We start from the raw sequence: 12551 nt of genomic DNA, 5'->3' as shown, positions 1-12551 counted from the left end.
GTCTTTGTTGGCCCGCAGGCCTAACGAATGCCCGCCTTCCAGCGCTTCGGTTCTGTTGCGCCGCGATACACAGGCTAATCACGGCCAGCACCCCACCATCGCAGCGCTCGCGGATGGCGGCTTCGGGATGATGACGCGACTGATGCGCCGCCGCTTCTTCATTGGAAGGTCTTGCCATGTCCGCACTGTCGCTTTTTCGTCTTGCTTCTTCCCCTGCGGCTGAAGCAACGTATTGCGCGCAATCACGTCGCCGATCATTTGCACGCGGTCTCGGTACATCCGCCGCAGTGCTGCTCGCACTGACTCTGCTCAGCCAGCGCGCTTCCGCGCAGGCCGACGATGCGCCGGCGTTCGATCGCCCGGGGATCCCGTTCGCGGCCGAGACGCTGCGCCCCGGCGCGTTTGCCTGGGAACAGGGGCTTCCCGATGCCAGCACCGACCGCAGCGGCGGGCAGCGCACCACGCTGTACACGGCCGATACCGTGCTGCGCCTGGGCCTGTTTGAGAACGTCGAGCTGCAGCTGGGCAGTGACAGCTACAACTGGCAGCACGGCGGTGGTGAACGTGTGCGGGGTGGTGGCGACAGCCACGTTGCGCTCAAGGTGGCGCTGCCGTCGCGCGTGGAGAGCTTTCATTGGGCCGTGCTCGGCAGCTACAGCGTGCCGACCGGCAGTGCGGCCTTCAGCGACGGCTATTCGCGCGAACTGGGTGTCACCGCCTCGTGGGACCTACCGCAGGAGCGCGCATTGGCGTTGTACGTCAACTATGCCCGCGATAGCGATGGCCACCAATGGACCTTCGCACCGAACTACACCTTCTTTTCCGGCGAGCACTTCAGCAGCTATGTGGAAGCCGGCATCGACTCGGGGGGTGACCACGCACGGGTAGCGGGCGCGGGCGGTGCCTGGCAGCTGCCGCACGCGATGCAGTTGGATGTCTCGGTGTTGCGTGGGCTGACCTCCGAGAGCCCGGACTGGCAGGGCGGGCTAGGGCTGTCGATCGCGTTCCAGTAATAGTTAGCTCCGGATACGTTGGGGCCAGCACACAGGCGCCGGACTTGGAGCCAGGGCGCTTGCGCTGGTCGTCGCGGGGCAGGGACATTCGTTAGTGCCATCCAACTGACCGACGCACGCTCCAGCCCGTTCCCACAGAAATGCTGCACTGCCGCATGCATTGAATGCAGGGAAAAGGCCTAATTGGATCGATCCAATCAGCGTCGAGTGCATGCCTCTTCCTTACCACTCCAGGTCTGCTGCGTGACCCGCACCACGCTGGCGCCTCCGTCGCCTGAGGACGACGCAGCGCGCAGCACCCGCCGTGGCGCGGTGACCTTGCGCGATATCGCCAACGCCATCGGTGTCTCGCGCGCGACGGTGTCGCTGGTGCTGCGCGGCAGCCCGCTGGTGCATGCTAGCACGCGCGCGCGGGTCGAGGCCGAGCTGGATCGCCAACATTATGTCTATAACCGTGCCGCCGCCAATCTGCGCCGCCGCACGTCATCCAGCATCGCGCTGGTGATCAATGATCTGTCCAATCCGTTCTTTGCCGAATTCGCCGCTGGCGTGGACGAGGCGCTGGGCGCAGCCGGGTACGTGACCTTGCTCGGTAGCACCGGTGAATCCACGCAACGCCAGCAGGCGGTGCTGAGCTCGCTGATGGAGCACACGCCCGCCGGCATTATCCTGTCGCCGGCCGAAGGCAGTCAGGCGCAGGCACTGACCCAGGCATTGGGACGGCAGCGCAATGTGCTGCTGTTCAATCGCGAGGTCGCCGATGCCGAGTGGGATCTGCTGGCGCTGGACAACGAGCAGGGCGCGTTCGAGGCCTGCTCGCATCTCATCGCGCAGGGCCATCGGCACATCGTCTTTTTCGGTGGGCATGCCGCGTCCAGTTCCTGCCGGCAACGGCGCGCAGGTTACGCACGCGCGATGGCGGCCGCCGGTCTGGCAGTGCAGTGGGTGGAGTCGGCGCCTAACCGTCAGGACGCCGCAGTCTGTGCGACCCAGATGCTTGCGCACCCCGACCGCACTGCCAGTGCCGCGGTTTGCTACAACGACAGCGTTGCACTCGGATTGATGGCCGCGTTGGCCATGCGCGGCATTGTGCCCGGCCGCGACTTTGCAGTGACCGGCTTTGACGATATCGCCGAAGCCGGCTTGTTCACCCCCGCACTCACCACCTTGGCGGCCGACCCACGCGCGCGTGGCCAGCAGGCCGCACGGCTGATGCTGCAGCGCATTGAACACCCCGACCATGCGCCGCAGCGGCTTACCGCCGCGGTGGCATTGAAGATTCGCGCGAGCAGCGCATGTGCACCGTCCCCCGCAGTGTCCACCCATCCCCCCACCAAGGCCCCAGGCCGCTGACCAGGCAACTCCTATGGTTTCCCTTTCCACGCAATCCACTGTGCCAAGCGGCAACAAGGCGCCCGTCAACAACGGCGTCGCGTTGTCGGTGGCCACCACGATCTTTTTCATGTGGGGCTTTCTCACCTGCCTCAACGACATCCTGATCCCGCATTTGAAGGCGGTGTTCGAGCTCAACTTCGCGCAGGCGATGCTGGTGCAGTTCACCTTCTTCGGCGCGTATTTCCTGATGTCGCTACCGGCCGGCTGGCTGGTGGCGCGGTTGGGTTACAAGCAGGGCATCGTGGCTGGCCTGGCGGTGGCGGCGGTTGGCGCGCTGGGCTTCTGGCCGGCGGCGGAATTGCGCGTGTATGGCGCCTTCCTCGGTGCGTTGTTCGTGCTGGCCACCGGCATCACCATCCTGCAAGTGGCGGCCAATCCATACGTGGCGCTGCTCGGTCCCGAGCGCAGCGCATCGAGCCGGCTGACCCTGGCACAGGCGCTCAATTCGCTTGGTACCGCGATCGCGCCGCTGTTCGGTGGCTGGCTGATCCTGTCCAACACCGTGATGACGGGCGACCAGCTCAAGGTGCTGCCGGACGCCGAGCAGTTGGCCTATCGCGTGCAGGAAGCGCAGGCAGTGCAGGGGCCGTATATCGGCCTGGCGGTGGTGTTGTTCCTGCTGGCGATCTTCGTGTTCCTGTTCCGCCTGCCGGCGCTCACCGATGCGAGTGCGCAGAAGGACGAAAGCGCGCATTCGCTGCTGGATGCCTTGCGCTATCCGCATGTGCGGTTCGGCGTGCTGGCGATCTTCTTCTACGTGGGGGCGGAAGTCGCGATCGGCAGCCTGATGGTCAACTACTTCTCGCTGCCGCAGATCGGCGGCTTCACCGAGCGTCAGGCAACCAACTACGTCTCCGCGTACTGGACGCTGGCGATGATCGGGCGCTTCATTGGCTCGGCGCTGCTGGCCAAGTTGTCGCCGCGCGTGTTGTTGTCGGTATTCGCAGGTATCAATGCGCTGCTGCTGGGCCTGACCATGGCCAGTGGCGGGATGCTGGCGGTGTATGCGCTGGTGGCGATCGGCCTGTTCAACTCGATCATGTTCCCGACCATTTTCACCTTGGGCATCGAGCGTCTTGGTCCGCTGACCGGGCGTGCGTCGAGCCTGCTGATCATGGCCATTGTGGGTGGCGCGATCGTGCCGTACCTGCAGGGTCTGCTGGCAGACCGCATCGGCTTGCATGAGTCATTCGTGTTGCCGCTGCTGTGCTACCTGTACATCGTGTTTTACGGCATCTGGGGCTCGCGTCTGCGCGGCGCACTGGCGGAGGCGCGCGCATGAGTGCTGCCAAGAACCAGGTGGTGTGTTTCGGCGAAGCGCTGATCGACATGCTGGCGCTGCCGCCGGCCGGCCCGGACGAGGCCCGCACCTTCGCCCAATATGCGGGTGGCGCTCCGGCCAACGTGGCTGTTGCGGTGGCACGCCTGGGCGGCGCGGCGCATTTTGTAGGCATGCTCGGGCGCGACATGTTTGGCGATTTTCTGCTGGAGAGCCTGCAGCAGGCCGGTGTCGTGACCGATGGCATCGTGCGCACCGATGAGGCCAAGACGGCGCTGGCATTCGTCGCGCTGGATGCGGCCGGCGAACGCAGTTTCAGCTTCTATCGCCCGCCGGCGGCCGACCTGTTGTTCCGTGCCGAACATTTCGCCGCCGATGGCTTTGCGCAGGCGGCCGTGTTGCACGTGTGCTCCAACAGCATGACCGAGCCGGCCATCGCGCAGTGCACGCTCGACGGCATGCGCCGCGCGCGTGCCGATGGCGCCATCGTCAGCCTGGATCTCAATCTGCGCCCGATGCTGTGGCCGCAGGATGTCGACCCGGCACCGCTGTTGTGGGAAGCGCTCGCGCTTGCCGACGTGGTGAAACTGTCGCGCGAAGAGCTCGACTATCTCGCCGGCACGCTCGACAGCGATGCCAGCGCGGTGACGCAGAAGCTATGGCAAGGTCACGCCCGTTGGTTGCTTGTCACCGATGGCGGCGGGCCGGTGCATTGGCAGACGCGTGTGGATTCCGGGCAGGTGCCAGCGTTCCATGTGCAGATGCGCGACAGCACGGCGGCCGGCGATGCCTTCGTGGGCGGCCTGTTGTTCCAGCTGGCGGCGCGCGCGAGCCCGCTTGAGCAGCTGTGTGCCGACCCGGCGGCCATTGCCGAGGTGATTCGCTTCGCCGCCGCCGTTGGTGCGCTGGCAGTGACACGCAAGGGCGCGTTTGCCGCGATGCCCAGCGTTGACGAGGTCCATTCTTTGATCCAGGAACAATCATGAGCCCATTGCCCGCGACCCCCGCACCGGATTTCCGTTCGGCCGATGTCCTGCGCCAGCACATCGCCGACACCATGGCCTTTTACCACCCGCGCGCGATCGACCCGGCCGGTGGCTTTTTCCAGTATTTCCGCGACGACGGCTCGATCTACGATGCCGGGCACCGGCATCTGGTGAGCAGCACGCGCTTTGTCTTCAACTATGCGATGGCCTACCGCGAATTCGGCAATGCCGACTATCTGGACGCGGTGCGGCATGGTCTGGCCTATTTGCGTAACGTGCACCGTAATGCCGCCACCGGCGGTTATGCGTGGACGCTGCGCGATGGCGTGGTGGAAGACGACATGAACCACTGCTACGGCGTGGCGTTCGTGTTGCTGGCGTATTCGTGCGGCTTGAAGGCCGGCGTGGACGAAGCACGCGCGTGGATGGACGAAACCTGGCAGCTCCTGGAGAAATATTTCTGGGAGCCGGGTTTTGGTTTGTACCGTGACGAAGCCGATGCGCAGTTCAACTTCACCACGTATCGCGGCCAGAACGCCAACATGCATATGTGCGAGGCGATGATCGCCGCCTACGAGGCCAGTGGTGAGCAACGCTATCTCGACCGCGCGCTGCTGCTCGCCGACAACATGACCCGGCGCCAGGCCGCCAAGGCCGATGGCCTGGTGTGGGAGCACTACGATCTGCAGTGGAATATCGATTGGGACTACAACCGCGACAATCCCAAGCACCTGTTCCGCCCGTGGGGGTTCCAGCCCGGGCACCAGACCGAATGGGCCAAGTTGCTGATGTTGCTCGATCGCTATGCGCCGGCCGACTGGTTGCTGCCGACCGCGCAGCACCTGTTCGATGTGGCGGTGGAGCGGTCGTGGGATGCGCAGCGTGGCGGGCTGTATTACGGCTTCGACCCCGATGGCAAGGTCTGCGACGACGACAAGTATTTCTGGGTGCAGGCCGAGTCGCTGGCCGCCGCCGCTTTGTTGGCGCAGCGCAGCGGTGAGGCGCGCTACTGGCAGTGGTACGACAAGCTCTGGGACTACTCCTGGACTCACATGATCGATCACCGCTACGGCGCGTGGTACCGCATCCTGGATGCGGACAACCGCAAGTACAGTGACGAGAAGAGCCCGGCCGGCAAGACCGATTACCACACCATGGGTGCGTGCTACGAAGTGTTGAACGTGTTGCGGCCGGCTGCGTGATGCGACAGGGTCGGCGGGGTATGCCCACCTTTCAATGACTTCAAGGCGCCGAGATATCGACTCGTAGCGGCATTTAGACGCAGTCAGACGTTGAGGTCAGAAGCCTAGTCGGTCGAGGGCGCGATGCCCTCACCGCTCGCGGGACACGCCGTGAACCCATCCCGGGGGCTCGGTGGCGGCATCCATGCCACCACACGGTCGCGCAAGCGGTGAGGACACCGCGCCAGAGAGTGTTCTGGTTGCTTTGTTGAAAACCATGCACACCGCCCATCGCGATTGGTCCTTGTCCGCCCACCGTCGCGGGACTTACGCGGCATGGATGCCGCGTAAGCGCTTACAAGGACGTCCTTGCAGCGTGTCCCGTGATGGGGGCGGGCAGGGGCCCTGCAGCCAGGCGGCAGATCAGCTGCCCTCACTCCGGGTCGTAATCCAGATTCGATGCCAACCAGCGTTCGGCCAGCGCCAGCGTGATGCCCTTGCGCTTGGCGTAGTCGGCAACCTGTTCTTTGCCCAGGCGCCCCACCACGAAATACTGGCTCTTGGGGTGGCTGAAGTAGTAGCCCGACACGGCCGCGGTGGGCAGCATGGCGAAGCTTTCGGTCAGCGACATCGCCGCGTTGCGCTCGGCATGCAACAGATGGAACAAGGTGCGTTTTTCGCTGTGCTCCGGGCAGGCCGGATAACCGGGCGCCGGGCGGATACCTTGATAGCGCTCTGCAATCAACGCCTCGTTGTCCAGCGTCTCATCGGCGATATAGCCCCAGAATTCGGTGCGGACGCGCTGATGCAGGCGTTCGGCCAAGGCCTCGGCCAGGCGATCGGCCAACGCCTTGAGCAGAATGGAGTTGTAGTCGTCGTGGGCCGCTTCGAAACGCGCCACATGCGGGTCGATGCCGATCCCGGCGGTGACCGCGAACGCACCAATCCAGTCCTGCTTGCCGCTGCTCTTGGGCGCGACGAAGTCGGCCAGACAGAAGTCCGGGCGGTCGACGGGTTTGTCGACTTGCTGGCGCAAAAAATGCAATAAATGCCGAGATTCGGGATTGGTAATTCGGGATTGGCTGGGCTGTTGCGACTCCCCAATCCCGACTGCCGAATCCCTGTGGTCCGTCAGGACCACTTCAACATCATCGCCCACACTGTTCGCCGGCCACAGGCCGAAGACGGCTTTGGCGGTCAGCCATTTCTCTTCGACGATGCGCTTGAGCATGCGCCGGGCGTCGCGATACAGCTCGCTGGCCTGGGGGCCGACGATCTCGTCGCTGAGGATGGCCGGGAACTTGCCGGCCAGTTCCCAGGCCTGGAAGAACGGGGTCCAGTCGATCAGCTCGATCAGCTCGTCCAGCGGGTAGTCGTCGAACACGTGCATGCCGGGCTGGCGCGGCGCGGGGGGCGTGTAGCTGTCCCAGCCGCCATCGAACTTTTGCGCGCGTGCCTTTTCCAGCGACACCAGCCGCTTGGCATCGCCACGGTTGCGATGACGCGCGCGGATCTCGGCATAATCGGCATCGTTGGCGGCGACGAAGGCCTGGCGCAGATCGCGCGAGATCAGCGATTGCGCCACACCCACCGCGCGCGAGGCATCCTTCACCCACACGGTCGGCGCGGTGTAATGCGGGTCGATCTTCAGCGCCGTGTGCGCACGCGAAGTGGTGGCGCCACCGATCAAGAGCGGAATCTCGAAGCCCTGCCGTTGCATCTCGCGCGCCACGTGCGACATCTCTTCCAGCGAGGGCGTGATCAGGCCCGATAGCCCGATCAGGTCTGCGTTTTCTTCGCGCGCACGATCCAGGATGACCTGCGCGCTGACCATCACGCCCAGGTCGACCACATCGAAGTTGTTGCACGCCAGCACCACGCCGACGATGTTCTTGCCGATGTCATGCACGTCACCCTTGACCGTGGCCATGATGATCTTGCCGTTGGACTTGCCGACATCGCCGGTGCGCAGTTTTTCCGCCTCGATGAAGGGCAGCAGATAGGCCACGGCCTTTTTCATGACACGTGCGGATTTGACCACCTGCGGGAGGAACATCTTGCCGGCGCCGAACAGATCGCCGACCACGTTCATGCCATCCATTAACGGCCCTTCGATCACGTCCAGCGGGCGCGTGGAGAGTTGCCGGGCTTCTTCGGTGTCGGTTTCCACGAACGCATCGATGCCGTGCACCAGCGCATGCGCCAGGCGTGCACGCACGGGTTTTTCGCGCCAGGCCAGATCTTCTGTCCTGGCGGCGCCCTTGGTGCCCTTGTAGCGCTCGGCGATTTCCAGCAGTCGCTCGGTGCCATCCTTGCGGCGGTTGAGGATCACATCCTCCACGCGCTCGCGCAGCTCCGGGTCGAGCTCATCGTAGATCGGCATGCCGCCAGCGTTGACGATGCCCATGTCCATGCCGGCCTTGATTGCATGGAACAGGAACACCGAGTGGATCGCCTGACGCACGCTTTCATTGCCGCGGAACGAGAACGACACATTGGAGACGCCGCCGGAGATATGGCAATGCGGCAGGGTGCGTTTGATCTCGCGCGTGGCCTCGATGAAGTCCACCGCGTAGTTGTCGTGCTCCTCGATGCCGGTGGCCACCGCAAAGATGTTCGGGTCGAAGATGATGTCTTCCGGCGGAAAGCCCACTTTTTCAGTCAGCACCTTGTAGGCGCGTGTGCAGATCTCCACCTTGCGCGCGCAGGTGTCGGCCTGGCCCACTTCATCGAACGCCATCACCACCGCGGCGGCACCGTAGCGCAGCACCTTGCGCGCCTGTTCGATGAACACCGCTTCGCCTTCCTTCAGCGAGATCGAGTTGACGATGCTCTTGCCCTGCAGGCACTTCAGGCCCGCTTCGATCACGGTCCATTTGGACGAATCCACCATCACCGGAATGCGCGCGATATCCGGCTCGGACATGATCAGGTTGAGAAAGCGCGTCATCGCCTTCTCGGAATCGATCAGGCCCTCGTCCATGTTGACGTCGAGAATCTGCGCACCGTTGGCGACCTGTTGGCGCGCCACCTCCACCGCTTCCTCGTAGCGCTCTTCCTTGATCAGCTTGCGGAACTGCGCGCTGCCGGTGACGTTGGTGCGCTCGCCCACGTTGACGAACAACAGGTCTGGAGTGATGACCAGCGGTTCCAGGCCGGACAGACGGGTGTAGCGGGGCTGTGCGTTCATGCGGGCATCTGCAAGGTGACGGGTCGGCCAGAGCACGCGTGTGTGTCAGGCCGGCAACGAAGACGGCGCGCGCAGGCATGCATCATGCGGCTTGCTCCAGCGCGTTGGGCAGCTGGCGCGGCGGCAGGTCGGCCACGGCCTCGGCAATCGCACGGATATGGTCCGGCGTGGTGCCGCAGCAACCGCCTACCAGGTTGAGCAGGCCGGATTTGGCGAACTCGCGCAGCGTTTCGGCCATTTCTGCCGGCGTCTCGTCGTATTCGCCGAACGCATTGGGCAGCCCGGCATTGGGATGCGCGCTGACGTAGGCATCGGCGATCTGCGAGAGCGTCTCCACGTGCGGGCGCAACTCCTTGGCGCCCAGCGCGCAGTTCAGGCCCACCGACAACGGCTTGCCGTGTGCGACCGAGGCGTAGAACGCTTCGGCGGTCTGCCCGGACAGCGTGCGCCCGGAGGCATCGGTGATGGTGCCGGAGATCATCACCGGCAGGCGGCCGCCACGCGCTTCGAACACTTCTTCAATCGCATACAACGCAGCCTTGGCGTTGAGGGTGTCGAAGATGGTTTCCACCATCAAGGTATCGGCGCCGCCATCGATCAGGCCGTCGATGGCTTCGCGATAGGTTTCGCGCAGCGCATCGAAGCTGGTATTGCGGTAACCGGGGTCGTTGACGTCCGGGCTGATCGATGCGGTGCGGCTGGTGGGGCCGAGCACGCCGATCACAAAGCGCGGCTTCTGCGGTGTCAGCGCTTCGACGGCATCGCAACAGGCGCGTGCGACCTGGGCACCGGCCTTGTTCAACTCGTACACCAGATGTTCGAGGTGATAGTCGGCCTGACTGACCGAGGTGGCGTTGAAGGTATTGGTTTCCAGCAGATCTGCACCGGCATCCAGGTAGGCGCGATGAATGCCGGCGATGATCTCCGGGCTGGACAGCAGCAGCAGATCGTTGTTGCCCTTCAGGTCATGCCCTTGCGGCGCGTGATCGCAGCCGGCGCCGTGCACGTGCCCTTGCGCGCTGTCGTACCCCTCGGCAAACCGCGTGCCGCGGTAATCGGATTCCTGCAGATCGTGACGCTGGATCATGGTGCCCATCGCACCGTCGATGATGAGGATGCGCTCGCGCAGCGCCGCGGTGAGCTTGGCGGCGCGCTCCGGGTGCAGCCATGGCAGCGAAAACGGGATGGAGGATTCGGCACTGGGGATTGGTAGGTGTGTCATGCGTTGGCTCTCCGCGACGCGTTGCTCTTGCCTTCAACCAATCCCGACTCCCGATTCCCGATTCCCGGCTTCATCGCAATCAACGAGATCACTTCGAAATGCGGTGGACGCTTTTCGCGCGTCACTGACTCCAGGTTGGACACGTCCAGGCCGGCTTTCTCTACGAACTTGCGCAATTCCTTCGCTGCAAAGCCCAGGTTGACGTGGCCGTAGGCCTGCACCGCTGCGCGGTGCTCGTGCTTGGCCAGGCTGCACAGCAACAGCCGGCCGCCGGGGCGCAGTACGCGCGCCGACTCGGCCACCGCCTGCGCGGGCTTGGCTGCATAAGTGAGTGCGTGCATCAGCACCACCAGGTCGAAGCTGGCATCGGGGAAGGGCAGTGCATGCATGTCGCCTTCGCGCACTTCCACATTGCGCAGCTTGCGCAGGCGCTCGCTGGCCGCAGCGACCACGCGTGCGCTGGTGTCGATGCAGATGTAGCGGGTGGCGTGCGGCGCCACCAGCTCGGCGAGTACGCCATCGCCGGAGGCGATATCGAGCACGTCGCCGGTTTCCAGCAGCGGCAGCGCGGTGCGTGCCAGCGCTTCCCAGGTGCGCCCCGGGGAGTAATGCCGCTCCATGTCGCCGGCCACCGAATCGGCCCAGTTCTGGTCGGCGGCGCGGTTGGCGAGCACGGCAGCCACGCGCTCGGCGTCCTGGCGCAGCAGCGGGTCGTCGCTGCCGGTGCTCAGCGCCAGCCACAGCGCACGCTGGGCCGGGTCCAGTGACACTTCGTCAAACCGGTAGTAGGCCGACACGCCGGCGCGGCGGTCGCGCACCAAGCCGGCCTCCTTGAGCTTGGCCAGATGGGTGGACACGCGCGGCTGGGCGAGGCGGGTGATGGCCGACAGCTCGGCCACGGTGAGTTCTTCCTGTTCCAGCAAGGCCAGCAGGCGTACCCGGGTGGCGTCGGCAAACACTTTCAGGCGGGCCGACCAGTCTTCCAGATCCATGAATATCTCTATATCGCGATATGGAGATATTTTCGGCCGGGCGGGGTGTGGGGTCAACTACATACGCATGCGAATGGTTGTGGCTACAATGGCCGCTCAGCCAATACCCGGGAGGGGTCGAACGTGGATTTCAGCTTTACCGAAGAACAACTGATGATCCAGGACGTGGCCCGCCGGATCGCGCAGGAAAAGATCGCCCCCAGCGCCGAGCAGTTCGACCGCAGCGGCGAGTTTCCGCTGGAGAACATCCAGTTGCTGGGCGAGAACGGCCTGATGGGCATCGAGGTGCCGGCCGAGTACGGCGGCGCCGGCATGGACCCGATCAGCTATGCGCTGGCGATGATCGAGATTGCCGCCGCCGATGGCGCGCACTCCACCATCATGTCGGTCAACAATTCGCTGTTCTGCACCGGCATCCTGAAGAACGGCACCGAGGCGCAGAAGCAGCTGTACGTGCGCGCAATCGCCGAAGGCACGCACATCGGCGCATTTGCGCTGACCGAACCGCAGTCCGGCTCGGATGCCTCGGCCATGCGTTGCCGTGCGATCAAGCAGGGCGATGGCAGCTTCGTCATCAATGGCAAGAAGAGCTGGATCACCTCCGGCCCGGTGGCCAAGTACATCGTGTTGTTCGCGGTGACCGAGCCGGACAAGGGCTCGCGCGGCATTACTGCTTTCATGGTTGATACGGCGCGCGCCGGCTTCCATCGCGGCAAGACCGAGCCCAAGCTCGGCATCCGCGCCTCGGCCACCTGCGAGATTGAGTTCGCCGATTACGTAGCGCAGCCGGACGAGGTGCTGGGCGCGGAAGGCGAGGGCTTCAAGACTGCGATGAGCGTGCTCGATGCAGGCCGGATCGGCATTGCCTCCCAGGCAGTGGGCATTGCGCGCGCGGCCTATGAGGCCACGCTGGCCTATGTGAAGGAGCGCAAGGCGTTTGGCGCGGCGATCGGCACCTTCCAGATGACCCAGGCCAAGATCGCCGACATGAAGTGCAAGCTCGACGCAGCCTTGCTGCTCACCTTGCGCGCGGCCTGGCTCAAGGGGCAGGGCCAGAAGTTCGGCACCGAAGCAGCGGTGGCCAAGCTCACCGCCTCGGAAGCGGCGATGTGGATCACCCATCAGGCCGTGCAAATCCACGGCGGCATGGGCTATTCCAAGGAGATGCCGCTGGAGCGCTACTTCCGCGATGCCAAGATCACCGAGATCTACGAAGGCACCTCGGAGATTCAACGCCTGGTGATCGCGCGGGGCGAAACCGGCCTGCGCTGAGGTCGGCCGCGCTCCAGCGCT

10 protein-coding genes are annotated in these 12551 nt (G+C 64.6%); 6 read left to right on the top strand and 4 right to left on the bottom strand.

Annotated elements, in window-relative coordinates:
* Positions 1-78: 78 nt before the first annotated feature.
* Positions 79-258, bottom strand: coding sequence for a hypothetical protein (locus ACCQ09_RS13725; protein WP_162274426.1), 180 nt, complete (start codon positions 256-258; stop codon positions 79-81).
* On the opposite strand from ACCQ09_RS13725, the gene ACCQ09_RS13720 reads away from it, so the two are divergent.
* The 5 genes from ACCQ09_RS13720 to ACCQ09_RS13700 all read left to right on the top strand — a co-directional run bounded on the left by ACCQ09_RS13720 (position 177) and on the right by ACCQ09_RS13700 (position 5875).
* Positions 177-1013 (top strand): transporter, encoded by an 837-nt coding sequence (locus ACCQ09_RS13720; protein ID WP_228428298.1) that lies wholly within the window; start codon positions 177-179, stop codon positions 1011-1013. The two genes, ACCQ09_RS13725 and ACCQ09_RS13720, sit on opposite strands and share 82 nt — an antisense overlap.
* Positions 1014-1220: 207 nt before the next feature.
* Positions 1221-2366 (top strand): LacI family DNA-binding transcriptional regulator, encoded by a 1146-nt coding sequence (locus ACCQ09_RS13715; RefSeq protein WP_372386127.1) that lies wholly within the window; start codon positions 1221-1223, stop codon positions 2364-2366.
* Between the two features lie 13 nt (positions 2367-2379).
* Positions 2380-3690: an L-fucose:H+ symporter permease gene (fucP, locus tag ACCQ09_RS13710; RefSeq protein ID WP_040941507.1), complete on the top strand. Its 1311-nt coding sequence runs from the start codon at positions 2380-2382 to the stop codon at positions 3688-3690.
* A complete protein-coding gene (locus ACCQ09_RS13705) occupies positions 3687-4673 on the top strand; it encodes a carbohydrate kinase family protein (protein WP_040941506.1) in 987 nt (328 codons plus the stop codon). Before fucP ends, ACCQ09_RS13705 begins: the two co-directional genes overlap by 4 nt.
* Positions 4670-5875, top strand: a complete 1206-nt coding sequence (locus tag ACCQ09_RS13700) for an AGE family epimerase/isomerase (protein ID WP_040941505.1) — start codon at positions 4670-4672, stop codon at positions 5873-5875. Before ACCQ09_RS13705 ends, ACCQ09_RS13700 begins: the two co-directional genes overlap by 4 nt.
* A 412-nt stretch (positions 5876-6287) precedes the next feature.
* Here the strand turns inward: ACCQ09_RS13700 and metH are convergent, their stop codons facing one another.
* From metH to ACCQ09_RS13685, 3 genes are all read right to left on the bottom strand, one after another.
* Positions 6288-9044, bottom strand: a complete 2757-nt coding sequence (gene metH / locus ACCQ09_RS13695) for a methionine synthase (protein ID WP_040941504.1) — start codon at positions 9042-9044, stop codon at positions 6288-6290.
* An 82-nt stretch (positions 9045-9126) separates the two neighbouring features.
* Positions 9127-10266, bottom strand: a complete 1140-nt coding sequence (locus ACCQ09_RS13690) for a homocysteine S-methyltransferase family protein (RefSeq protein ID WP_012438707.1) — start codon at positions 10264-10266, stop codon at positions 9127-9129.
* On the bottom strand, positions 10263-11258 hold the full coding sequence (locus ACCQ09_RS13685; RefSeq protein ID WP_040941503.1) for an ArsR/SmtB family transcription factor: 996 nt from the start codon (positions 11256-11258) through the stop codon (positions 10263-10265). Before ACCQ09_RS13685 ends, ACCQ09_RS13690 begins: the two co-directional genes overlap by 4 nt.
* Before the next feature lie 123 nt (positions 11259-11381).
* Between ACCQ09_RS13685 and ACCQ09_RS13680 the strand changes: the two genes are divergently transcribed.
* Positions 11382-12530, top strand: coding sequence for an acyl-CoA dehydrogenase family protein (locus ACCQ09_RS13680; RefSeq protein ID WP_012438705.1), 1149 nt, complete (start codon positions 11382-11384; stop codon positions 12528-12530).
* Positions 12531-12551 lie beyond the last annotated feature (21 nt).

It is taken from the genome of Xanthomonas sp. NCPPB 2586 (genome assembly GCF_041475775.2).
GTDB classification, from domain to species: domain Bacteria; phylum Pseudomonadota; class Gammaproteobacteria; order Xanthomonadales; family Xanthomonadaceae; genus Xanthomonas; species Xanthomonas campestris.
The sequence above is the reverse complement of the archived record's forward strand: the minus strand, read 5'-3'. Positions and strand labels throughout refer to the sequence as shown.

Coding starts and splice junctions, on each gene's coding strand:
- ACCQ09_RS13720 (WP_228428298.1), top strand. CDS start 177: ATGTCCGCACTGTCGCTTTTTCGTCTTGCTTCTTCCCCTGCGGCTGAA.
- ACCQ09_RS13725 (WP_162274426.1), bottom strand. CDS start 258: ATGATCGGCGACGTGATTGCGCGCAATACGTTGCTTCAGCCGCAGGGG.
- fucP (WP_040941507.1), top strand. CDS start 2,380: ATGGTTTCCCTTTCCACGCAATCCACTGTGCCAAGCGGCAACAAGGCG.
- ACCQ09_RS13705 (WP_040941506.1), top strand. CDS start 3,687: ATGAGTGCTGCCAAGAACCAGGTGGTGTGTTTCGGCGAAGCGCTGATC.
- ACCQ09_RS13700 (WP_040941505.1), top strand. CDS start 4,670: ATGAGCCCATTGCCCGCGACCCCCGCACCGGATTTCCGTTCGGCCGAT.
- metH (WP_040941504.1), bottom strand. CDS start 9,044: ATGAACGCACAGCCCCGCTACACCCGTCTGTCCGGCCTGGAACCGCTG.
- ACCQ09_RS13690 (WP_012438707.1), bottom strand. CDS start 10,266: ATGACACACCTACCAATCCCCAGTGCCGAATCCTCCATCCCGTTTTCG.
- ACCQ09_RS13685 (WP_040941503.1), bottom strand. CDS start 11,258: ATGGATCTGGAAGACTGGTCGGCCCGCCTGAAAGTGTTTGCCGACGCC.